At 68.4% G+C, this 22,781-nt stretch carries 20 protein-coding genes and 1 pseudogene; 5 read left to right on the forward strand and 16 right to left on the reverse strand.

Features of this window, described 5'->3' with window-relative positions; all coding sequences use genetic code 11:
- The 7 genes and pseudogenes from H0U68_RS07425 to H0U68_RS07455 all read right to left on the reverse strand — a co-directional run.
- Nucleotides 1-341: pseudogene (locus tag H0U68_RS07425) on the reverse strand (DEAD/DEAH box helicase); the annotation flags it as partial.
- A 26-nt stretch (nucleotides 342-367) separates the two neighbouring features.
- Nucleotides 368-1,018, reverse strand: coding sequence for a nucleoid occlusion factor SlmA (gene slmA, locus H0U68_RS07430; protein WP_296354148.1), 651 nt, complete (start codon nucleotides 1,016-1,018; stop codon nucleotides 368-370).
- A 120-nt stretch (nucleotides 1,019-1,138) separates the two neighbouring features.
- Nucleotides 1,139-2,512 carry a sensor histidine kinase gene (locus H0U68_RS07435; RefSeq protein ID WP_296354183.1) on the reverse strand — a complete coding sequence of 458 codons (1,374 nt, stop codon included), beginning with the start codon at nucleotides 2,510-2,512 and terminating at the stop codon, nucleotides 1,139-1,141.
- Between the two features lie 64 nt (nucleotides 2,513-2,576).
- A complete protein-coding gene (locus tag H0U68_RS07440; protein WP_296354150.1) occupies nucleotides 2,577-3,275 on the reverse strand; it encodes a response regulator transcription factor in 699 nt (232 codons plus the stop codon).
- 7 nt (nucleotides 3,276-3,282) lie between these two features.
- Entirely contained in the window at nucleotides 3,283-4,173 is an 891-nt protein-coding gene (argB, locus tag H0U68_RS07445; RefSeq protein WP_296354152.1) for an acetylglutamate kinase, read from the reverse strand.
- 73 nt (nucleotides 4,174-4,246) lie between these two features.
- Entirely contained in the window at nucleotides 4,247-5,350 is a 1,104-nt protein-coding gene (locus H0U68_RS07450; RefSeq protein WP_296354154.1) for a glycosyltransferase, read from the reverse strand.
- A gap of 6 nt (nucleotides 5,351-5,356) precedes the next feature.
- Nucleotides 5,357-6,205 carry a glycosyltransferase family 2 protein gene (locus tag H0U68_RS07455; RefSeq protein WP_365731005.1) on the reverse strand — a complete coding sequence of 283 codons (849 nt, stop codon included), beginning with the start codon at nucleotides 6,203-6,205 and terminating at the stop codon, nucleotides 5,357-5,359.
- On the opposite strand from H0U68_RS07455, the gene rfbB reads away from it, so the two are divergent.
- From rfbB to rfbC, 4 genes are read left to right on the forward strand one after another with little or no spacing between them, the layout of a single operon-like run.
- Nucleotides 6,174-7,247 (forward strand): dTDP-glucose 4,6-dehydratase, encoded by a 1,074-nt coding sequence (gene rfbB, locus H0U68_RS07460; protein ID WP_296354158.1) that lies wholly within the window; start codon nucleotides 6,174-6,176, stop codon nucleotides 7,245-7,247. The genes H0U68_RS07455 and rfbB overlap by 32 nt on opposite strands.
- A 10-nt stretch (nucleotides 7,248-7,257) precedes the next feature.
- The gene (rfbD, locus tag H0U68_RS07465) at nucleotides 7,258-8,181 is read left to right on the forward strand and encodes a dTDP-4-dehydrorhamnose reductase (RefSeq protein WP_296354160.1); all 924 of its coding nucleotides are present in this window, start codon (nucleotides 7,258-7,260) and stop codon (nucleotides 8,179-8,181) included.
- A complete protein-coding gene (rfbA, locus tag H0U68_RS07470; protein WP_296354161.1) occupies nucleotides 8,178-9,071 on the forward strand; it encodes a glucose-1-phosphate thymidylyltransferase RfbA in 894 nt (297 codons plus the stop codon). Before rfbD ends, rfbA begins: the two co-directional genes overlap by 4 nt.
- Nucleotides 9,068-9,634, forward strand: a complete 567-nt coding sequence (rfbC, locus tag H0U68_RS07475) for a dTDP-4-dehydrorhamnose 3,5-epimerase (RefSeq protein WP_296354185.1) — start codon at nucleotides 9,068-9,070, stop codon at nucleotides 9,632-9,634. The genes rfbA and rfbC overlap by 4 nt, the downstream gene beginning before the upstream one ends.
- On the opposite strand, the gene H0U68_RS07480 is transcribed toward rfbC, so the two are convergent.
- From H0U68_RS07480 to H0U68_RS07490, 3 genes are all read right to left on the reverse strand, one after another.
- Nucleotides 9,631-10,968, reverse strand: a complete 1,338-nt coding sequence (locus H0U68_RS07480; protein ID WP_296354164.1) for a hypothetical protein — start codon at nucleotides 10,966-10,968, stop codon at nucleotides 9,631-9,633. The genes rfbC and H0U68_RS07480 overlap by 4 nt on opposite strands.
- Before the next feature lie 182 nt (nucleotides 10,969-11,150).
- Nucleotides 11,151-11,435 carry a hypothetical protein gene (locus H0U68_RS07485; protein ID WP_296354166.1) on the reverse strand — a complete coding sequence of 95 codons (285 nt, stop codon included), beginning with the start codon at nucleotides 11,433-11,435 and terminating at the stop codon, nucleotides 11,151-11,153.
- A complete protein-coding gene (locus H0U68_RS07490) occupies nucleotides 11,366-11,896 on the reverse strand; it encodes a hypothetical protein (protein WP_296354168.1) in 531 nt (176 codons plus the stop codon). Before H0U68_RS07490 ends, H0U68_RS07485 begins: the two co-directional genes overlap by 70 nt.
- A gap of 318 nt (nucleotides 11,897-12,214) precedes the next feature.
- Between H0U68_RS07490 and H0U68_RS07495 the strand changes: the two genes are divergently transcribed.
- Nucleotides 12,215-13,192 carry a GDP-mannose 4,6-dehydratase gene (locus tag H0U68_RS07495; RefSeq protein ID WP_296354170.1) on the forward strand — a complete coding sequence of 326 codons (978 nt, stop codon included), beginning with the start codon at nucleotides 12,215-12,217 and terminating at the stop codon, nucleotides 13,190-13,192.
- A gap of 18 nt (nucleotides 13,193-13,210) precedes the next feature.
- Here the strand turns inward: H0U68_RS07495 and H0U68_RS07500 are convergent, their stop codons facing one another.
- From H0U68_RS07500 to H0U68_RS07525, 6 genes are all read right to left on the reverse strand, one after another.
- Nucleotides 13,211-14,626, reverse strand: a complete 1,416-nt coding sequence (locus H0U68_RS07500) for a mannose-1-phosphate guanylyltransferase/mannose-6-phosphate isomerase (RefSeq protein WP_296354172.1) — start codon at nucleotides 14,624-14,626, stop codon at nucleotides 13,211-13,213.
- Nucleotides 14,627-14,761: 135 nt separating this feature from the next.
- The gene (locus tag H0U68_RS07505) at nucleotides 14,762-16,303 is read right to left on the reverse strand and encodes a class I SAM-dependent methyltransferase (protein WP_296354173.1); all 1,542 of its coding nucleotides are present in this window, start codon (nucleotides 16,301-16,303) and stop codon (nucleotides 14,762-14,764) included.
- A gap of 64 nt (nucleotides 16,304-16,367) precedes the next feature.
- Nucleotides 16,368-17,138, reverse strand: coding sequence for a SapC family protein (locus H0U68_RS07510; protein ID WP_296354175.1), 771 nt, complete (start codon nucleotides 17,136-17,138; stop codon nucleotides 16,368-16,370).
- A 92-nt stretch (nucleotides 17,139-17,230) separates the two neighbouring features.
- Nucleotides 17,231-20,170 carry a hypothetical protein gene (locus H0U68_RS07515; protein ID WP_296354177.1) on the reverse strand — a complete coding sequence of 980 codons (2,940 nt, stop codon included), beginning with the start codon at nucleotides 20,168-20,170 and terminating at the stop codon, nucleotides 17,231-17,233.
- A 188-nt stretch (nucleotides 20,171-20,358) separates the two neighbouring features.
- A complete protein-coding gene (locus H0U68_RS07520) occupies nucleotides 20,359-21,672 on the reverse strand; it encodes a hypothetical protein (protein ID WP_296354179.1) in 1,314 nt (437 codons plus the stop codon).
- Between the two features lie 153 nt (nucleotides 21,673-21,825).
- Nucleotides 21,826-22,781, reverse strand: a 956-nt coding sequence (locus H0U68_RS07525; protein WP_296354181.1) for an adenylate/guanylate cyclase domain-containing protein, incomplete at its 5' end; no start/stop codon positions are given.

The following is a 22,781-nucleotide window of genomic DNA, read 5'->3' on the forward strand; positions in this document are numbered from 1 at the left end:
CGGTCGTCGTGGTTGCCGCGCACCAGGGTCAGCCGCAGCCCGGCGTGCTGCTCGCGCCAGCGCGCCAGCGCGGCCAGCGTGCCTGCGGCATGCGAGCGCGCCGAATGCAGGAAGTCGCCGAGAAAAACGATGTGCCGGGCGCCGGTTGCGGCGAGGTCGACGGTGAGCTTGTCCAATGTTTCGCTGGTGGTGCCCTGCGGCACCGGCACGCCCAGCTTGCGGAAGCTCACGGCCTTGCCGACATGGGCGTCGGCGATCAACAGGGTCTGGTCTGCGGTGAGCCAGGCGGCGCCGCTGGGCAGCAGGACGACGTCGCGCCCGGCCAGGGAAATCCTCAACATGCCGCGCAGGCTACAGCATGCGCGCGCTACAGCATGCGTGCGAGGCTGGCTTCCAGGTGCTCGGAAGGCTGGCGCTTGAAGCCCGAGCGGGCGAAGCGCTGCAGGCGGCCGACCACGAAGGCGGTCAGCATCGAGGCGCGCACCTGGGCTTCCAGGGTGGGCGTGGTGCTGGCCGGGTCGGCCTCGGCCGCGCCGCGCAGGCACTGGCGCAGCGACGCCTCGATCTTGTCGAAGAACTGGTTCATGCGCTGCTGCAGCCGCTCGTTCTCGTAGACCAGCGCGTCGCCGACCATCACGCGGGTCATGCCGGGATTCTTCTCGGCGAACTGGAGCAGCATGGCGACGATGCGCCCGGCCTGGGCGCCGCCTTCGGCGTCGCGTTCGGTGATCTGGTTGACCAGGGTGAACACGGTCTGCTCGATGAATTCGATCAACCCCTCGAACATCTGCGCCTTGCTGGCGAAGTGGCGGTACAGCGCCGCCTCGCTCACCTCCAGCCGCGCCGCCAGCGCCGCCGTGGTGATGCGCTCGGAGCCCGGCTGCTCCAGCATGGTGGCCAGCGCCTGCAGGATCTGCACCCGCCGTTCGCCCGGCTTGGGGCGCTTGCGCACTGGCGGCGCCGGCTCGGCTCCCGGGGAGGCGGGCGAGTCGGGGGTGCTGATGTCGGCGTCGTTCATGGGCGAAGATGTGTTGAATTGATTCTCGCATACTGCTGAGCCGGGGTTTCCACCAATGGCTTGCACGAAAACCACACTCCACCTTGCCTATAGGCCAAGTGCGCACTTACCCCAAGTGCATTACCCAAGGAATTCCAGCGTGATCTTCAGGCCGCGCCCGCCGGCCCCGGGCTGCAGCTGCAGCTGGCTGTGGTGCGCGTGCGCGATCTGCTCGGCGATGGCCAGGCCCAGGCCGTTGCCCTCGCCCACCGTGCCGGGCACGCGGTAGAAGCGCTCCAGCACGCGCGGCCGCTCCGCAGCGGGCACTCCGGGGCCGTCGTCCTCCACCTCCAGGAAGGCGCGGCCCTGGCGCAGGCCGCAGCGCAAGGTGACGGTGCCGCCCTCGGGCGTGTACTTGACGGCGTTGTCGGCCAGGTTGGACAGCAGCTCGCGCAACAGCCACTCGTGGCCCATGGCGCGCGCCGGCTGCGCATCCATGCCGAGGTCGATGCGCTTGGCGGTGGCGGCGTCCAGGTAGGTTTCCAGCGCCGACTCGCACAGCGACTTCAGGTCCACCCGCTGCACCGGCTGGCCCTGCAGGCCGCGCGCATCGGCGCGCGACAGCGCCAGCAGCTGGCTGGCCAGCTGCGAGGTGCGGCGCGTAGCGCTGCGCAGCTTGTAGATCTGCTCGGACGGCAGCGTGAGCTGCGTCTGGTTGGCCGACAGGCTGGCGGCCTGGGCCCAGGCCTCCACCTGCGCCTGCAGGCCGGCCAGCGGCGTGCGCAGCTGGTGCGCCGCATCGGCGACGAAGCGACGCTGGCCCTCGGCCTGCGCGTTCACCAGGCCGAACAGGCGGTTGAGCGAATCGACCAGCGGGCGCACCTCCTCGGGCGAGGCGCCGGCGTCGATGGCGCTCAGGTCGCGCGGCGAGCGGCGCTCCACCGCCTCCTTGAGTTCCAGCAGCGGCCGCAGCGCGCGCTGCACGCCCCAGCGCACCGCGAAGGCGGCAGCCGCGACCAGCACCAGGTTGGGCAGCAGCACCTTCAGGATGATGGAGCGCGCCCATTGCTGGCGCGGGTCGGACCCGTCGGCCACCGCGATCGCCACGTCGCCGATCACCGTCTGCTGGCGCTGCCGCGCGATGCGCCAGGTGACGCCGCCTTGCTCCTCGCTGTGCAGTTCCGGCTCGCTTCCGGTGAGCGCCAGCCCGGCCAGCCAGGCGGCGCCGTGCAGCACCTTGCCGTCCGAGTCGACGATGGCGTAGGCCGACTTGTCGCGGTCGGCCAGGAATTCGGCCACCGGCGGCGCCAGCATCAGGATCGGCCGGTCGGCCTCGCGCGGGTTCTCGCCGATCACCGAGTCGGCCACCAGCGGCACCAGCGCCAGCAGCCGCTGGTCCTGCTGGGCGGCCACGTTGCCGGCCGAGCGGTAGTCCATCCAGGCGTTGCCCAGCGCGAGCAGCACCAGCGGCGCGATCAGCATGACGAACAGCCGCCGCCGCAACCCCGAAGTGATGCCGGACACCCGGTCCTGCAGCGCCGGCGCGGCAGGCTTGCCGCCGCCGCCGGGCGGACGCAGTTCAGTCCGCATCCGGCCGCAGCTCCAGCCGGTAACCGAAGCCGCGGATCGAGCGCAGCGCCACGCCGTGCGGTTCGATCTTGCTGCGCAGGCGCGAGATGTAGACCTCCACCGCGTTGGGGGTGATCTCCTTGTCCCAGCCGGTCAGCGCCTGCAGCAGCTTGTCCTTGCTGGCCGGCTTGGGCGCGTTGATCAGCAGGTATTCCATCACCGTCCATTCGCGCGGGCCGAGCTCGATCGGCACGGCTTCGCCGTCGCGCGCGGCGCAGGCGCGGCGGTTGGCGGTGTCCAGCTCGATCGGCCCGAAGCTCAGCACCGCCGAGGTGGCCGCCTGCGAGCGCCGCAGCAGCGCGCGCAGCCGCGCCAGCAGCTCGGGCAGCTCGTACGGCTTGACCATGTAGTCGTCGGCGCCGAGGTCCAGGCCCTGCACGCGGTCGTGCAGCGCGTCGCGCGCGGTGAGGATCAGCACCGGCATGGCGTGGCACGCCATGTCCGGGCGGCGCAGCCGCCGCGTGAGCTCCAGGCCGTCCATGTTCGGCAGGCCGATGTCGATGATGGCGGCGTCGAACACCTCGGTGCGCAGCACTTCTTCGGCGCGCTCGCCGCTGCCCACCCAGTCGACCGCGTAGCCGGCGTTGGCCAGCCCCAGCTTGATGCCGCTGGCCACCATCACGTCGTCCTCGACCAGCAGCAGGCGCATATCGGGCTCAGTGCGAGCGGATCATGGTTCCGTAGGCCTGGTCGGTGAGGATTTCCAGCAGCATCACGTGCGGCACGCGGCCGTCGATGATGTGCACGGAGTTCACGCCGCTCTTGGCCGCGTCCAGCGCGCCGGCGATCTTGGGCAGCATGCCGCCGGAGATGGTGCCGTCGGCGAACAGCTCGTCGATCTCGCGCGCCGTGAGGTCGGTCAGCAGCTTGCCGTTCTTGTCCAGCACGCCGGGCGTGTTGGTCAGCAGCACCAGCTTCTCGGCCCGCAGGATGGTGGCCAGCTTGCTGGCCACCACATCGGCGTTGATGTTGTAGCTCTCGTTGTCCTCGCCGAAGCCGATCGGGCTGATGACGGGGATGAACTGGTCGTCCTGCAGCGCGCGCACCACCGAGGGGTCGATCTGCACGATATCGCCGACCAGGCCCACGTCGTGTTCCTTGCTCGGGTCCTTCTGGTCCACCAGCTTCAGCTTGCGCGCGCGGATCAGGCCGCCGTCGCGCCCGGTCAGGCCCACCGCCTTGCCGCCCGCCTGGTGGATGAGGCCGACGATGTCCTGCTGCACCTGCCCCGCCAGCACCCACTCGACCACTTCCATGGTCTCGTCGTCGGTCACGCGCATGCCCTGGATGAATTCGCCCTTCTTTCCAAGGCGGTTGAGCGCCTGCTCGATCTGCGGGCCGCCGCCGTGCACCACCACCGGGTTGATGCCCACCAGCTTGAGCAGCACCACGTCCTCGGCGAAGTCGGCCTGCAGCTCGGGGTCGGTCATGGCGTTGCCGCCGTACTTGATGACCATGGTCTTGCCATGGAACTGGCGGATGTAGGGCAGCGCCTGGGCGAGGATTTCGGCCTTGTCGCGCGGCGCAATCTGGGAGACGTCGGTCATGGCGGGCGGGGAGCGGAGGATCGGCAAATTGTGCCGCAAAGCGGGTGCCGCCAACGCGCGGGGCCGCGGACGCTCAGCGGCCCAGCCAGCGCGGCACGCGAAAGCGCACGATGCTCACGTAAGCCCAGACGTAGCTCACCACGAACAGCACCGTGAACCCCATCAGCACGGCGGTGTTGTTCCAGAACACCGCCGCCGGCACCACCGTCAGCACGGTAAAGCCCCACAAGTAGGGCGCGGTCCGGTTGTTGCGCATCAGCATGCGCCGCGCCTCGTCGTCGTGGAACACCTCGCGCACGATGCGCCGGTAGATCAGCTGATGGAAGTGCAGCGCGTCGGCCACGCCCGGCGACTGGCCACGCGCCAGCTTGCGGTAGATGGAGAACAGCGTCTCCCACACCGGGTAGATCAGCAGCAGCACCGGGAACCAGGGCGACACCAGCGGGTAGCGCTGCACCAGCAGCACGCAGGCCACGGCGATCACCACGCCCCACAGGTAGGCGCCGCCGTCACCGGCGAACAGCACCCCGCGCGGGTAGTTCCACACCAGGAAGCCGGCGGTGGCGCCGGCCAGCGACAGCACGATGCCGGCCAGCTGCCGGTCGCCCATCTGCAGCGCCACGTAGGCGATGGCGAAGCAGCAGATCAGCGCCACCAGGCCGGCCAACCCGTTGTAGCCGTCGATCAGGTTGAAGGCGTGCGGCAGGCCGCTGACCGCCAGCACCGCCAGCGCCCAGCCCAGCCAGGGCAAGTGCGCCCACCAGCCGTCCAGCACCGGAACACCCAGTCGCTCCACCGACAGCTGCAGCACCGCGACGGCCACGATGCCGCCGCCCAGCGTCAGCAGCAGCCGGTAGCGGGCCGTCAGGCGCTGCGTCACGTCTTCCGCGATGCCGCCAAGCACCGGGATGGCCGTGACCAGCCAGAGGCCGAGGGCCATCACCCAGTCCATGCGCAGCTGGTTGGTGAACTGGAGGTGGCCCGACAGCGCGATCCAGAACCAGCCGAGCGTGCAGGCCGCCAGCATGGCCACGCCGCCCAGGCGCGGCACGTCGCCGCGGTGGAAGCGCTGCGGCAGCGCCGCGCCGTAGCGCCGGGTGTGTCCCCGGCCATACCGCACCAGGAAAGCGGCAACGAGAAATGCAGTTGCGCCGCAGAGGACGAGCAGCAACAGCATCGAGTGCTATTGCCGCGCCTTGGCCTGCGCGGCCAGGTAGCGGTGCAGCGGCGGCTGCGTCCACAGGCGCAGCAGGCTGCGCACGTGCCAGGCCAGGTGCGGCCCGAACTGCCGGCTGTGCCAGCCGCCGTAGTGCACCGCGCGCGCCTCGGCACGGGCCATGCGCCAGCCGGCCAGCTGCAGCCGGAAGCAGAAGTCGGCGTCCTCGCAGTACATGAAGAAGCTGTCGTCCAGGCCGCCCAGCTGGCGCCAGGCGTCGCTGCGCACCAGCCAGCAGGCTGCGCTCACCCAGTCGGCCACGCGCTGCGGCTGCTTGAGCACGTGCCGGCGCAGCAGCGCCAGCGGCGTCAGGGCTTCGCGCTCGTTGGACTGGCGCGAGCCGTCGGGCGACAGCAGCACCGGATACGCCATGCCGATGCCCGGCTGCTCGGCCGCCTGCGCGAGCTGCGCCCAGATGCCGGCGTCGGTGATGTCGATGTCGGGGTTCAGCACGCAGTACAGCGCCGAGTCGCAGCGGCTGAATGCCTTGTTGTGGTTGGTGGAGAAGCCGGCCGGCGTGTCGTTGAAGATCTCGGTCAGGCGCCAGGGCCAGCCGCCCTCGGGCCGGCGCACCGATGCGGCGGGCAGGTTGTGCGTGAGCACCACGTGCACCACCCGCGGGTCGTGCACCGCGGCGATCTGGCGCAGCAGCGCCTCCACCATCGCGCCCTGGCCGTGGCTCACCACCGAAATGGTGATGTCGCCATTGGCGGTTGGGGCGGCGCCGGAAAGGCCGGCATTTACAATGGAATTAGCCAAAAATGCTCGCAACGAAGGTGAACCCATGATTGTAGTGACAGGAGGCTGCGGCTTCATCGGCTCGGCCTTCGTGCTGGGCTGGCTGGGCCCGCGGGCCGAACCTGTGCTGAACCTGGACCTGCTGACCTACGCGGGCCATCCTGGCAATCTCGCGCCGGTGCAGGACGACGCACGCTACCGCTTTTGCCGCGGCGACATCGGCGACGCTGTTCTGGTGGGCCGCCTGCTGGCCGAGCACCGGCCGCGCGCCATCGTGAATTTCGCTGCCGAAAGCCACGTCGACCGCTCCATCGCCGACCCGCTGGCCTTCGCGCAGACCAATGTCATGGGCACGCTGCGCCTGCTGCAGGCCAGCCTGGATTACTGGAAATCGCTGCCGGCCGCCGAGGCCGCCGGCTTCCGCTTCGTGCACGTGTCCACCGACGAAGTGTTCGGCTCGCTGGCGCCCGATGCGCCCGCTTTCACCGAGCAGCACCGCTACGAGCCCAACAGTCCGTATTCGGCCTCCAAGGCGGCTTCCGACCATTTCGTGCGGGCCTGGCACCACACCTACGGGCTGCCGGTGCTGATCACGAATTGCTCCAACAATTACGGTCCGCGCCAATTTCCGGAAAAACTCATTCCGCTCGTCATCCATAACGCGCTGCGCGAGCAGCCGCTGCCGGTGTACGGCGACGGCCGCCAGGTGCGCGACTGGCTCTATGTGGAAGACCACTGCACGGCGCTGGAGGCGGTGCTGGAACGCGGCGCCGTGGGCGAGACCTACAACGTGGGCGGCCGCGCCGAGCGCACCAACATGCAGGTGGTGCATGCGCTGTGCGCCATCCTCGACGAACTGCGCCCGCGCGCCGGCGGCAAGCCGCACGCGGACCTGGTCACCCACGTGAAGGACCGCCCCGGCCACGACCGGCGCTACGCCATCGACGACGGCAAGCTGGCCACCGAGCTGTCTTGGAAGCCGTCGATCGGTTTCGAGCAGGGCCTGCGCCGCACGGTCCAGTGGTATCTGGACAACGGCGACTGGGTCGAATCGGTCACCAGCGGCAGCTACCGGCAATGGGTGGAGCGCCAGTACGAGGGCTTGGCGCCCACCGCATGACGCGCACGGCATGAAGATTCTGCTGTTGGGAGCGCGCGGCCAGGTCGGGTGGCAGCTCAGGCGCAGCCTTGCGGTGCTGGGTCCGCTGGTGGCCCTGGACCGGCACGGCACCGTGCTGTGCGGCGACCTGGAACGGCCCGGCGACCTCGCGCGCACCGTGCGCGAAACGGCGCCCGACGTGGTCGTCAATGCAGCCGCCTACACCGCGGTGGACCGCGCCGAGACCGATACGGCGCGCGCCTTCGCCGTCAACGCCGAAGCCTGCGAGGTGCTGGCCCGCGAAGCGGCGGCACTGGGCGCGTGGGTGGTGCACTACTCCACCGACTACGTTTTTGCCGGCGGCGGCACGCGGCCCTGGTCCGAGGACGATGCCACCGGCCCGCTGAACGCCTACGGGCGCAGCAAGCTAGCCGGCGAAGAGGCGATCCGCCGCCATGCGCCGCGCCACATCATCCTGCGCACCAGCTGGGTGTTCGACACCTGGGGCCAGAACTTCCTGAAGACCATCCTCAAGCGCGCCGCCACGCAGGAGCGCCTGGAGGTGGTGGACGACCAGTGGGGCGCGCCGACCCGCGCCGCGCTGATCGCCGACGTCACGGCGCAGCTGCTGCGCGGGCTGCAGCCGGCGCAGGCCGGCACCTACCATCTGGCGGCGGCGGGCGAGACGCACTGGCACGGCTACGCCAGCTTCGCCGTGGCGCGCGCGCTGCAAGCCGGCGCCGCTTTGCAGGCGCGGCCCGAACGCATCGCGCCCGTGCCCTCCTCGCGCTTTCCCACCGCAGCGACGCGCCCGGCCAATTCGCGGCTGGCCACCGGCAAGTTGTGCGACACCTTCGGCCTCGCCCTGCCCGACTGGCGCGACGGCGTGGACAGCGTCGTGCGCGAGCTCGCGGCGTTCGGCGCGCTGCCCCTTTCCGCGGAGACGACCCCATGACCCCTCCACCCACGCAACGCCGGGGCATCGTGCTGGCGGGCGGCGCCGGCACCCGGTTGCACCCGGCCACGCTGGCCCTGTCCAAGCAGCTGCTGCCGGTCTACGACAAGCCGATGGTGTATTACCCCCTGGCCACGCTGATGCTGGCCGGCATCCGCGAAGTGCTGGTGATCAGCACGCCGCAGGACACGCCGCGCTTCGAACAGCTGCTGGGCGACGGCACGCGCTGGGGCATGCGCATCGACTACGCGGTGCAGCCGCAGCCCGAAGGCCTGGCCCAGGCCTTCCTGATCGGCCGCGACTTCCTGGACGGCCGGCCCAGCGCGCTGGTGCTGGGCGACAACATCTTCTACGGCCACGACCTGGTCAAGCTGCTGCAGCAGGCCGACGCGCAGCCGCAGGGCGCCACCGTGTTCGCCTACCACGTGAAGGATCCGCAGCGCTACGGCGTGGTCGCCTTCGACGCGCAGGGACGCGCGCTGTCCATCGAGGAAAAACCGGCCGCGCCCAAGAGCAACTTCGCGGTGACCGGCCTGTATTTCTACGACGCGCAGGTGTGCGAGATCGCCGCCGCGGTCAAGCCGTCGGCACGCGGGGAGCTGGAGATCACCAGCGTCAACCAGCACTACCTGCGGCAGGGCCAGCTGAACGTGCAGACCATGGGCCGCGGCTTCGCCTGGCTGGACACCGGCACGCACGAGAGCCTGCTGGAGGCCAGCCAGTTCATCCACACGCTGGAACAGCGCCAGGGGCTGAAGGTGGCGTGCCCGGAGGAAATCGCCTGGCGCAACGGCTGGATCGACACGGCGCAGCTCTGCGCCCTGGCCGAGCCGCTGGCCAAGAGCGGCTATGGCGACTACCTGGCGGCGCTGGCGCGGGGGACGGCCTGATGCTGAACGTGACGCCGACCGCACTGCCGGGTGTGCTGGTGCTCGAACCCAAGGTGTTCGGCGACGAGCGCGGCTTCTTCCTGGAGAGCTTCAACGCGCGGCGCTTTCGCGAGGCCACCGGCCTGGACGTGGACTTCGTGCAGGACAACCATTCGCGCTCGGGGCGCGGCGTGCTGCGGGGCCTGCACTACCAGATCGAGCAGCCGCAGGGCAAGCTGGTGCGCGTGGTGCGCGGCCGGGTGTTCGACGTGGCGGTGGATCTGCGCCGCGGCTCGGCCACCCTGGGCCGCTGGGCAGGAGTGGAGCTGAGCGCCGACAACCATCGCCAGCTGTGGGTGCCGCCCGGCTTCGCGCACGGCTTCGTGGTGCTGTCCGACCGCGCCGACTTCCTCTACAAGACCACCGACTACTACGCGCCGCAGCACGAGCGCACCCTGCTGTGGAACGATCCGCACGTGGGCGTGGAATGGCCGCAGCAAGCGCTGGAGGGCAGCGGGCCCCTGCTCTCGCCCAAGGACGCGGCCGCGCCGCGCTGGGAAGACGTGCAGCTGCTTGCCGGCTAGATGTAGGGCAGGTACTCGATGCCCGTGGTCGCCAGGCCGGCGAGGTTGATGTTGGCCTCGTTCAGCGCGGTGTGCGCCGCCAGCATCCCCAGCGTGGCGGGCGTGAACTGGCCGGTGGTGAGCAACTCGACGTAATAGGCCTGCGTGCCGGCGTCCGGCGCCGTGCCCACCACGTCGGTGTAGAGCACGTTCACCAGCGACTGGCTGCTGGCGCCGGCGCCCAGCCGGAAATCGATGGCCAGCTGCGTCAGGGCCTGCTCGCCCATGCCCGCATCCAGCAGCGCAAGCCCGATGCCCATGTAATCGGGGTCGCCGACCCACTCCCTGCCGAACACCGCGCCCAGGATGCGCGCCACGGTGCCGGCCGCGCCGTCGACGTCGATGGCCACCGCCACGTTGTCGAACTCCAGCCGCTCGATGCCCGTGAGCGTGTCGGTGCCGTCGCGCCCGGCCGTGCGGTCGGTCACCGTGTCGGCGCCGGCGGTCAACGCCAGCGTGTAGCCGGCACGCAGTCCCGAGAACACCGCCGTGTCGACGCCGGGGCCACCGTCCAGCGTGTCGTTGCCGCCGCTCCCGGCCAGGCTGTCGGCACCGATCTGGCCGTTCATGTGCTCGCCCAGCGCGGTGCCCTGCAAGACATCGTTGTATGGGCTGCCGGCATAGCCGTCGTTGGCCGCCATCACCGAGGCCAGCCAGTCCATGGTACCGGGGCCGAACAGTCCGGCATAGGTGGAGAAGCTCAGGTCCAGCGTGCCGCTGGACAGCACGCCGGCCACGTAGGTCTGGCCGTTCGCGGTGTACAGCAACGGCCCGCCCGAGGCGCCGGGACCGAGGCCGTAGTCGACCTCGTACACGCCCCAGCGGCTGGACGCGTCGGCATACACCTCCTGCGCCATCAGGCCCGTGCCCAGCGCCGGATAGCCTGCCACCTGCCCGTAGAAGTCCAGCGCGGAGGGCATCACCTGCAGCCAGCCGGAGCTGTCGCCCACCGGCGTGCCCAGGCCGATCAGCGCCATGTCGTACTGCGCCTCGTCGGCCGACAGCAGGCTGTCGCCGTCCACGTCCCAGTTCGGCACGCGGGCGTTGATGGAGGTCCAGTTGGCGACGGTTCCGTAGGGGGTGGCGGTCGGATTGGTGTCGGCCCCCGGGGCCACGCGGATGCTGGTGGCGAAGCCGCCATGGTCGGCCCAGTACACCATGTGCATGGCCGTCAGCACGTCGTTGGGCCCGACCATCACGCCCGATCCGCGGATCGACACGCCGTCCGGGAAGGTCACGGTGACGTAGCAGATCGCGCTGTAGGGAAGGAGGGTGCGGGTGGTGACTTCGTACATGGACGGCGAGGGCGCGGCAGTGGCAACGCATGAGCCTAAGCGCTGGCGCGCTCGCTGGTCAAGGCGGACGCGCGGCGAGGGGGGGCGAAGGCCGCGGATCAAAGAAAAAATCCCGCAACCGGGTCGCGGTTGCGGGATTCGGGACGGTGCCGCCCTGCGGCCCACCGTCGTCCGGCCGTGGATCAGACCGTGAAGTCGCCCGCCGACAGCGAAGCGGCCGCGACGCCCTGCATCACGCCAACCAGGGTAATCTCGCTGGCGATGACGGCCGTGTTGTTGCCGTTGCTCGCTAAGTACAGGTAGGCGTTGCCGCTCTGGTAGGCCACAACGTAGAAGTCGTCGTTGGTGCCAGTTGACGTGAGCTGCGTGGCGGCGGTGTTGGTGGAACTCAGCGCCTTCAGCAGCTCGCTGCCGTCGAGCGCGGCGCCCAGGTTGCCGAAGCCCGACAGCGTGGTGGTGATCTCCACGATGTCGTCGGTGGCGGTGTTGGCGCCGGTAGGGCATACGCCGCGGCGCCGGCAGTCAGTGCCGTGCTGGTGACACCGAAGTCCGCCACGCCCGCCACCGCCTGGTTGCCGTTGGTCGTGTCGGCCGCGAACAGCCGGATGTGGTCCGTGCCGGTGGTGAAGCCGATGACCGTATCCAGCCCGTTGCTGGCCGCCGTGCCCAGGACGTATGTGTCCGCCGCCGACGTGGTTTCCGTGAGCACGATGGTGTCGTTGCCCGTGCCGCCGTTGATGGTGTCGCTGCCCTCGCCGCCGGTCAGCGAATCGGCGCCGCCGTTGCCGGAGAGGGAATCGTTGCCCGCGCCGCCATTCAGGGTGTCGTTGCCGGCGCCGCCGGTCAGTGTGTCGCCGCCCGCGCTGCCGGTGAAGGACGCCGCTACGCCGCTGTTGGTCACGCTGAAGCCGTTGACCGTGCTCGCCACCGCCGACAGGTCGACGCTGAGGCCATTGCTGACCAGGCATCGATGTTGCCGCCGTTGGCCAGGATGTCGATCAGTTCGCTGACCAGAGGCGCGATGCGCGTGAAGGATTAATAATCACATTTCAAATGTGTCACATTTCTACACAATTACCTGAGAGCGAAGCTGCATAAAGATGCGGCATCGAACGCTGAATCTGCGGCGATGGGCTCAAAAAGGCGGAAAATCGCAGACGATTCAATACAAAGAGTGATGAATTTCCTTGTTACGAATGGCAGTCGATTCGACCTTGTAAATAATTCACAAGAAGGCAGGTAGAAGATGGCGGCTCGGGCTGCATTGATCACGGGCATCACGGGCCAGGACGGGGCATACCTTGCCAAGCTGCTGCTGCAAAAAGGCTATGCGGTGTTCGGCGTGCTTCCGCGCAGGGCGTCCGACATGCTGTGGCGCCTGCGGTACCTGGGCATCCAGGACGACGTGCAGCTGCTGGACGGCGACGTGACCGACCTGTCGTCGGTGATCCGCGCGGTGGAGCACAGCCAGCCCGCAGAGGTGTACAACCTGGCCGCGCAAAGCTTCGTCGGCACCTCGTGGTCGCAGCCGATCCTGACCGGCATGGTGACCGGCATCGGCGCGGTCAACCTGCTGGAAGCCATCCGCATGGCGCAGCCGAAGGCGCGCTTCTACCAGGCGAGCACCAGCGAGATGTTCGGCCAGATCCGCGAGCCGGTGCAAAGCGAGACCACGCCCTTCTACCCGCGCAGCCCCTACGGCGCGGCCAAGCTCTATGCGCACTGGATGACGGTGAACCACCGCGAAAGCTTCGGCCTGCACGCCTCAAGCGGCATCCTGTTCAACCACGAGTCGCCGCTGCGCGGACCCGAGTTCGTCACGCGCAAGGTCACGCTGGCCGCGGCGCGCATCAAGCTCGGGCAGCAGAAGTCGCTGCGCCTGGGCAACATCGACGCCCAGCGCGACTGGGGCTTCGCCGGCGACTTCGTCGAGGCCATGTGGCTGATGCTGCAGCAGGACCAGCCCGACGATTACGTGGTGGCCACCGGCCGGACCACCACGGTGCGCGACATGTGCAGCCTTGCGTTCAATGCGGTGGGCCTGCGCTATGAAGACCACGTCGAGATCGACCCGGCGCTGATGCGGCCGGCCGAAGTGGAGGTGCTGCTGGGCAACCCCGGCAAGGCACGCGAGCGCCTGGGCTGGAGCGCCACCACCCCGCTGGAAGACCTGATCTCCATGATGGTCGAGGCCGACCTGGCGCGCGAGCGGCAGACCGCCTGAGCACGCCGCCCGGCGCGGCTACTGCCGGCCGTACTGGTCGTCGAAGCGCTCGATGTCGTCTTCGCCCAGGTAGGGGCCGCTCTGCACTTCGATCACCACCAGCGGCACCACGCCCGGGTTGTGCATGCGGTGCTTCACGCCGGCGGGAATGTAGGTCGACTCGTTGGCGCCGACCGTGATCTCGCGCTCGCCGTTGGTGACCAGCGCGCCGCCGCTCACCACCACCCAGTGCTCGCTGCGGTGATGGTGCAGCTGCAGGCTGAGCGCCGCGCCCGGCTTGACCTCCAGGCGCTTGATCTTGAACTGCGGGCCTTCGCCCAGGATGGTGTAGCTGCCCCAGGGGCGGTGCACCACCTGGTGCAGCTTGTGCGCCGCGTGGCCCTGCGCCTTCAGCTGCGCGTAGATGTGCCGCACATCCTGGCTGCGGCTGCGGTCGACCACCAGCACCGCATCCGAGGTGTCGATCACGATCAGGTTCTCCACGCCCACCGCGCCCACCAGGCGCTGGCCGCTCTGGATGTAGCAGCCGCGGCTGTCGTGCAGCAGCGCGCGGCCCTGCACGCGGTTGCCTTGTTCGTCGGCCGGCGACAGCTCGCCCACCGCCTCCCAGGAGCCAATGTCGCTCCAGCCGATCTGGCACGGCACCACCGCGATGCGCTCGGTTTTTTCCATCAGCGCGATGTCGATGGATTCCTCCGGCACCTGGCGAAAGGACTCCGGGTCCAGCTCGACCTGCGTCGTCCCCGGCGCCACCGCCGTGCGCGAGCGCTCCAGGCAGGCACGCGTGGCTTCCAGAATGGCCGGGCAATGCAACTCCATTTGTGCGATCACCGTGCCGGCGCTAAAGCAGAACATGCCGGCGTTCCAGTAGAAGCGGCCGCTCGCCACGTAGTCCAGCGCCAGGTCCAGGTTGGGCTTTTCCACGAAACGCTTGACGTCATTGCCCTCGCCCGCCTCGATGTAGCCGTAGCCGGTTTCAGCGCGCGTCGGCTTGATGCCGAAGGTGACGATCCTGCCTTCGCGCGCCAGCGCGCGCGCCCTGGCGACCGCGGCGGCGAACGCCTCCTGGTCCTGGATCAGGTGGTCGGCGGCCAGCACAAGCAGCTGCGCCTGTGCGCCATGGCTGCGTTCCACCTGCAGGGCGGCGGCGGCCACGGCCGCGGCGGTGTTGCGCTGGAACGGCTCGAGCACATAGGAGACCGGCAGCTTGCGCGTGGCCACTTCGCGGTACTCGTCCTGCACCTTGAAGAACAGTTCGCGGTTGCTGACCGTGAGCACGTCTTCCACGCCGGGCAGCATGGCGCCGCGCAGGTAGGCCTTCTGCAGCAGGCTCTGGCCGTCGCCCATGCGGATGAAGGGCTTGGGATGCAGCTCCCGGGAGACGGGCCACAGCCGCGAGCCGGCACCACCACAAAGAATCACGGGTACGAGCATGGCTTGGCCCAGGAAGAGAAACAGGTTGTTACTTTATGCGAGTGCGCCGCCAACAGCTCAGCTGCAAGGCGGCACGGACCTTATTTTGAACTCGACCGTGGACAAATGCGCAGCCTGACCGGCGACTCGGTCAGTTCAGACCACCTGAAGCGCCTTCAACACCGACTGCTGCTTTTGTACGAAAGCGTTGGCCTGCGCGGTGAGTTCCGCTAGGTTCTGCTGCGGATCCTCCAGCGGCTTGCCTTCCTTCAGCACGCGCTGCCCCTGCGATGCCAGCAGATCCCAGGCCGCGCGCGCCATGTCGGATGGCTGCGCCTTCTTGTTCTGCAGCGATTGCAGCAGGAACAGCTGCGTGATGCGCCCGACGGTGATGCCGCCGCCGGTCACCGGGCTGGCCAGGAAGTTCAGGTCGCCGCTCCAGCGGGCGCGCTGCATCAGATGCGCATTGAGCTTGTCGGTCTGCTTGGCTGCCTTGGCGATGGCGGGGTCGTCCTGCGCCGCATGCACGTGGCCGCCGCCGGCAAGCACCAGCACCGCCTGGCGCAACTGGCTGAAACCGATCTTCTTGCCATCGACGGCTGCTTCCAGCTCCGCCAGCGACATCGGCTTGTTGCCGCCCAGCGCGTCCAGGATGGGACCGTAGACGCCTTCCGCCATCGTGGCCTCGCCCATGGCGCCGGTGAACTTCAGCGGCACGTCCGTGCGGCTGGTGACCAGCACGACGCGCAGCTTGCGCAGCGCATCCGCCTGTTCCGCGGCGGACAGGCGGCGCGCGCCCTTGACCCAGTAGTCGCGCCGGAACTGCTGGTTCACCATGAAGTCGCGAACCGTCTCGCGAAACAGCGGATCGGCGATCTCGCCCAGCAGGTTGCGCTGGTCCTGCGTCAGGTTCACCGCGTCCACCAGGTCCGTCAGGTGCGCGGAACAGGCGTATCCCAGCTTGGCCTTGCCCAGCATCTCGGCCGCGTCGGCGAAATGCATGGGATGCCAGTCGCGGTTGAAGTATTCGTGCGCCAGGTACGGGCGCGCCTGCTCGCGCATTTTCTTCAACCGCTCGCCCGCGGCTGGATGGACGCGCCCGTAGGCCGGGTTCGTTGCCAGCAGCCGGTCGGCGAAATCCAGAGCGGCGTCGACGCGGCGCACCGTGCCGGATGCGCGCGAACCCATCAGCTCCGCATGCTGCGCCAGCATGTGGCGCATGGGCATGAAGCCGGCCCAGCCCGGCAAGGTGTTGTAGCTCACATAGACCACGCCGCCGACTTTCAGCCTGCGCGCGATGAAGTCGACGATGGCCTTGCGGTTCTCGTCGGAGATCCAGCTCCAGATGCCGTGCAGGCCGATGTAGTCGAATTCGGGCAGCCCGGGCCGATGCGCGAAATCGGCGAAGGCATCGTCGAACAGCTCGGCCCGGGCACCCGAGGTGCGGGCGAGCTCCTGGGCGAAGCCGACCTGCGCCGGATTGAAGTCGGTTCCCCACCAATGCGTGGGCGAAGCCGCCGCGTGCATGTTGATGCTCACGCCCTGGCCGAAGCCCAGCTCGCATGCCGCGCCCACTGCGGCCGGGGCGGCGATCCCGGCGCTCAGGAGCGCCAGTTGGACACGCAGCGGATTGAGCTCGGGGTAGTAGCCGTAGGTGTAGCCGATATCGGTCACATAGCCGGCTGACCAGTCGTCCATCGATGTTCCTCGCGCCCTGCGGCAAAAGCGGCGATTTTAGCCAGCGGCATCAAGCCGCCGCGGGTCAATTGAAGCGCAGCACACCTTCCTTGCTGAGGAATGCGAGGTCGTCCTGGCTCGACGGCTTGGCGGCAGCTGGCACGCGGCTCTGTGCCAGGCGTGCCAGCGTCTCGGCCTTGTGCATGGAGAGCAGCTGGCAATAGGCGAGCGGTAGCGCGCCACTGTGTCGCAGCTTCAGGAAGTCCTCGTCGGACACCTTCTGCATCGCGGCTTCGTCGATCTTGAAAATACCATTGACCTTCTGCTCGCCCTCGGCACTGCGCCAGTGCAGGTCCCAGGTTTGGATCAGGCCCTGGGCCTTCAGCTCCGCGCAGGATTTTTCCAGCAGCGGGCGGCCGCCGTCCATGAGGCGCAGGGCTTCCAGCACGTCCATCAGCGCCTTCGCCGGCTGGCCGTCCGGTGCGAAGAACGCCTCGCCCTCGGCTCCCTGCGCAATCAGCCCACTGTCCTCGTCGATGCAAAGCACCCGCTGCCCGTCCGATGCCTGCACGAAGGCGAACGGGTGGGCGCGCAGCGCCGCCGGCACGTAGCCGGCCAGCCAGCGCCCTTCGGACGACACAAACAGGTTCTCCTGCGGACGCAAGCCCAGCAGCGCCGCCGGCATGAAACCGTCGCCCTGCGGCAGGAACACCAACGGGAACGCGTGCATGGCCTGCGGTAGTTCCGCGGCCACAAGTGCCGCGGCGGCTGTCGGCGCGGCGTACTTCATGTCCGTGGGGCGGCGCCAGCGCAGCGCGTTGAAGCGCTCCGGCGTGATGGGGATCATCTTGGTCATCGCTATCCAGTCCCAAAAAAGAAAAACCGCCCTCTTTCGAGGGCGGTCGGAAGTGTGTCGATGCGCGGGCTTGCGCCCGCGGCATCAGCCGATCAGGCCAGCGTCAGGGCGCCATTCGCATCGCTCCAGGAGGCGGTGCTCAGGTCGATCGCGCCGGTGAGGCGGACCACCATATCGAAACCGTTCTGGAACGTGGTCGCGTTGGAACGGTCTTCCACCACATAGGTGTTGCCACCGAACTGGAACCAGCGAACGATATTGTCGGCACTGGCACTGGTCCCGGAGGTCGACGCATCCAGGAAGTCCTGGAACACGGCGGTGTCCGCCAGCGTGATCTTCGCGGTGTTGAACGTCGAGTTGCCCGTGCCGTACATGGACAGCTGGTCGCCGGTGCCTGCGTCAGTGATCGTCGTGTAGGTGTTGCCGTTCAGGTTGACGTAGACCTCGAAGTAGTCCGCACCCGCACCGCCAGTCACCGTGTTCAGGCCCATGCCCAGATCGATGATGTCGTTACCAGCGCCCAGGTCCACCGTGTTGGCGCCGTCGCCCAGGTACACGACGTCCGCGCCGGCACCCGTGCTGATGGTGTTGTTGGCGCCGTTGGTCTCGACGAAATCCACACCCGTACCGCCGGTGTAGGTCACGGCCTTGGTGGCCAAGAACCAGTCGACGTTGTTGGCGCCGGTGGCGCTGCCCTTGATGGTGGCCGCGCTCGTCAGGGCGCCGGTGGTCCAGCTGAAGCCGCCCTTGGTGATGCCGGAAGCATCGAGCGAGGTGATCGCGGTGCCCGTGTCGACCAGGTTCAGGCCGGCGTCGCCAGACACAGTGATCGTGGTCGCGCTCGCATCCATCAGCGTCAGCGAATGGGTGATGCCGGTAGGCGTGGTGTTGGTGTCGTCCGTGACGATGCTCACCGTCTCCACACCTGCAACGGAGATCGTGCCGCCAACAATGGCTCCAGCGCCGGTGAGCTTCAGGTTGATCGTGTCGGCGGTGCCGCTCGCATCCTTCATGCCGATGGAGATCAGGCCGGCGTTGTCGGAAGTGAGTACCACCGTACCGGCGTTGGCCATGTTGGTCAGCGCCAGCGTCGAAGACATCGACGCAACACCATCGACGCTGACGACGTTGGCGGCGATGCTGCTACCCGAGGAGCCGAACGAGGCCGGAGCGACGTTCGAGTACGGTGCATTCTGCTGGATGTCGACCGTGCTGCCCGGGGCCGTCACGGTATAAGCACCCGCGCCGTAAGCCGTGTTCAGGGACGTCTGCAGCAGACCCGCCAGCGTTGTAGCAACGGTTGCCGCGCTGTCATCAGTGCCGTCGTTGACGTAGCTCACCGTCTGGCCGACGAACGTCAGCGACGCGGTTTGCGTAGCGAGCAGGGTGCCGGTGAGGGCAACCGTCTGGTGCTCCGGAGAACCGGTCGTGCCGGCGTTCTGGCCTACGGTCGTCACATAGTTGGCGCCGTTCAGGTTGGTCAGGTTGACGGTGTTCGTCGCGCCGCCAGAAGCACCCGTCGTCAGCGTCAGGTGCTCGAAGTTGCTCACGACACCGTTGAACTTGGTGCTGGCGCTGGCGGTGACGGCATTGGCGGCCGTCATGACCAGCGTATCGGTACCGTCACCACCGTTGACCAAACCGCCGGTGCCCAGGACGGCGGTGTCGAAGATGACAGTGTCGTTGCCCGCGCCCATGTTGATGGCGACCGTGGTGGCGCCGATTTCAACCTTGTCGGCGCCGGAGCCGCCGGTGAAGGCAACCTTGTTGCCCAGCGTCGAGTCCACGGTGATGCCGCCGGTGTCGGTGCTGCCGTTGATGGAGGTCAGCGCCGCCGTGTCCAGGTAGGTGATCTCGAGGGCCTTGCTGCCGGCGATATTGATCGTGGTGGCGGATTCGGCATAGATGTCGAGGTCGGACGCGGCGGTGCCGGTGACGTTGAACGACAGCGTGGTGGCGGTTTCGTCCTCCACGTAGGTGTCGCTCACGTTGCTCAGGTTCACCGCCAGCGTGCGGGTGCCGGCGGCAGCGTCGATGTAGACGCCGTAGCCGTCGTAGTTGCTCAGATTCAGCGTGGTCAGGGCGTTGGTGTAGATGTCGGCATAGCCGTTCACGCCATCGAGGCTGACCGTGGCCAGGGTGTCGGTGGTGCCGATGTCTTCGATTTGTACGGTGCCGCCGCCGGTCACGCTCAGGTTCGTGACGTTGCTCTTGGTGGTGATGTCCGTGGTGTTGTAGTAGTAGTCACCGGTGTTGACCACGGTCATGGTGGTCAGGCCGGTCCAGTTGGACACGTCGGCATACAGCCCGTCGTAGTAGTCGTACGGATTCCATTCGACGATCAGCTTTTCGATGCTGGTCATCGAGACGCTGGTCGGCAGCACATAGTCGCCGATGGAGCCCGCGTCGTTGGAAACCACCAGGCTGAACGTGTCCATGCCGGCATTGCCGTTGACAGAGTCGAAAGAGTTCAGGCTGGCGTTGGTGGCGTAGAAGAAGTCGTTGCCCGTGGTGCCCAGCAGCGTGTCGATGCCAACCTTCAGCTCATAGGACAGGCCAACGTGGGCCTGCTCGTTGATGCGCGCCTCGGCGGTCACCACGGTGGCGTGGTCGGAGGTCACACCGACCAGCACGTCCTGCAGGGTGTGGAAGTTGGTGGAGCTCTGGCCTTCAGTGATCGTGTAGTAAGTGGCGACTTCGATGCGGTTCTGCAGCAGGGCCTTCGCTTGGGCGTAGGTGGCGCTGTTCGTGCCGAGCAGCAGTTGCTCGGCTTGCAGGATGATCTGGCCCCAGTTCACGCCGGCGTTCGCTTGGCCGAGGATGTAGTCGTTGGCTTCCTGCACGCCTTGCAGGCCCAGCGTTGCCAGGAACGTGGTGGTGAATTGCTGGGTGGTAAGGTAGGAGGGGTACAGCGTGTTGAACGCGGCGACGCCCGAGAGGCCTCGCGCCGTCATCGTCAGGCTGCGGCCGTTCGCTTCGAAGAAATCGCTGATTTCGTCGAAGTATTGCTTGCCGGGAGCGGCGTTAAACATGCTGACGACCAAGGTCATCAGGTTCGTCTGCTCTGTTGCGGTTAGTGCCATTCAGTTCTCCACTAAGTATTGAGAGGTATTCGGGCACCCTATTGCACCCGGTACGACGCGTAGTATAGGAGAGCCGGTTTAGAGGCTCCTGTGATTGTCGTCACAGGCCATGCGAGGTATTCTGGGCCGTTGTATTTCTACATCGAAGTCCAGCGCAACCCGAGGTAGACCCCGCGTTGGCGCACGGAAAACGCTTCCAGGTTGCTGCGCTGGGCCGATGCTTCGACGCTTCCCAGCAGCGCCAGCCCCCCCCCAAGTGCGAAGCTCGCCTCGGCCTGGAAGGCGTGTCGCGTGATGGCGCGAGAGGCGTTGTTCGCGAGCAGCGCACTGTATCCGCTCGCGTCCGCCTGGCGCGTGGATGCCCACTGGACGCCGAGCCTTCCGGGTCCCAGCACACCCGGCCAGGGGCTGGCAAGAGGCCGGTCCCATGCGGCGCGGAATTCGGCGCGATCCTGCCGCCCGCCCGGACGTGCGCCGCTCTCGGGCCTGTCGCGTCCCGTACGCAATTGCACGCTGAAGGTCGAAGCGGCAGCCTGCTCGCCCCTGGCACACAGCAGGCCGGCTGTCAAGCCTTGGTACATTCCATCGAGATCCGGCGTGCCCGGATAGTGCCTGCTTTCCAGCTCATAGCCCGCCGTCGGCCGGCAGCCGGCGAGCAGGTCCGCCACGGCGCCAAGCGGGGAAGCCGGGCTTCCCAGCGCCGGCCATTGGTACTGGGCTTGCACGCGGCCGATCTGCAGCAGGTCGGCGCCGCCGAAGCGCAGGCGTGTCGTCGAGCCGCGCACCACCCACTGGCGCGGCGCCGCCGGCGCCTGCAGCCAGGACAGCGCAAGGTCGCCCTGCTGGTAGTTCGTGCCGCCTTCCCGCGTCTGCCGCGCCCGGATTTCCGCCTGCGCCACCCAGAGCGACGAACCGGTGGCCCGCAGTCCTTGCCACTGCAAGGTGTTCAGCACGGCCGCGCCGGGATACGGCAGCGACGAGGGCGCAAGCGGCAGGGTGACGTTGCCTTGCGGGAAGGTGAGCGTCAGCTCCGACACCGACGGCGCGTTGTTCAGGTTGCTATCCCAGCCCACCAGGCTGGTCAGCTGCACGCGGTGAAGCCAGGCCGTTGCAGATGGCCCTTCCCTATTGGCGGGCTGCCGGTCCAGTGCGGCGCGCAAGGCCGGCGGCAGGTCCGGCCGCGCGCGCAGTTCGTCCAGCAAAGCGGAAGCGGCCTGCACCTGGCCGGTGGCAGCCAGCGCCAGCGCCAGATCCAGTTCGGCGGCCGGCAGGTCCGGGCGCATCAACAGCGCCCGCTCCAGCGGTTCGACAGCCGCGGCCGCCTCGCCGAGCGCCATCAGGACGGCGCCGCGGTAGGCGTGGAAGAAGGCGTCGCGAAGACAGGCGGGCTGCGCGGCCGCCCCGTCCAGCCGGTCGGCCAGGGCGCGCAGTTGCGGCTTGCCTTCCGGCAACGGGTATGCCGGCTGCTCGGGACACACGGCATGAGCCGCAACGGGCGGTGCCGATTGCGCCCGCGCCGCGGACGAAACACCCGCGGCGGCGAGACAAGCCAGAAGGAGGGAACGGACGATCACGCTGCGCGTAACGCAGCCGAGCCGGAGCCCTTACGCTGCAGAATGCTTTTGTTGCTTGAGATATTGCAGGTTGCGCCGATCGCCGGGGGAGCCTGGCAACAGCAAGCTGCGCAGTGTAAAGACTCCACTACTGTGCCGCAAGCCCGGCAGCAAGAACGCGCCGAGCGGCTTGAGCGCCAGCTCGCTGTGTTCGAACGGCACGCCGACGCGCCGCGCGGCCTCCTCGCCCACCAACACCGGATACGACAGGTCGGCGGTGAGCTCCTGCAGGCGCAGCGCAATGGTGACGGTCTGGCCCAGGACAGTGTGCACGCGCCGGCCGCGCGCGCCGAAGCTGCCCAGCAGTGCGGTGCCGCTTTCCACGCCGACGCCCAGCGCCAGCGGCTCCAGCCCTTGCGGTGGCACATTGGGCAGCTCCTCGCTGCAGCGCAGCCACAGCTCGCGCGCGGCGGCCAGGCCGGCGCGCGCATGGTCTTCAAGTGGCTGCGGGCCGTTGAAGAGGGCCACCAGGCCGTCGCCCACCATTTCCTCGACCACACCGCCGTGGGCTTCCACCACCTCGGCAGCGGTGCTGTAGAAGCGATGCAGCACCCGGGCCGCGTCCTCCGGGCTGCGCGCTTCGCTGTAGGCGGAGAAGTTGCGCAGGTCAGCCGTCAGCACCGTGAGGTCGCGCCGTTCGGCAACGATTTCGCCGGACGGCTCGGCCAGCGCCACCTGCTCGGCCACGGCACCCGGCAGGTAGCTCGCCAGATTGCGGAACAGACGCCCGCGCTCGGCCAGGCTGCGTGCGTGCTCGGCCAACCCCAGGAACAGGCCGGCCAGCACGACGGCCAGTGCGGCATGCGACCAGCCCAGCCACCATCCCGCGCTGGCCAAGGCGGCCGCATGCAGCCCGAAAGCGACCAGCGCCAGCGCGAGGCCGGCCATGGGAAGCCACAGCGCGCGCTGCGACTGCGGGCCGGCCCGGCGCGTCCCCGGCCGCAGGC

Source organism: Ramlibacter sp. (genome assembly GCF_013697775.1).
In the GTDB taxonomy this organism is placed as follows: domain Bacteria; phylum Pseudomonadota; class Gammaproteobacteria; order Burkholderiales; family Burkholderiaceae_C; genus Ramlibacter.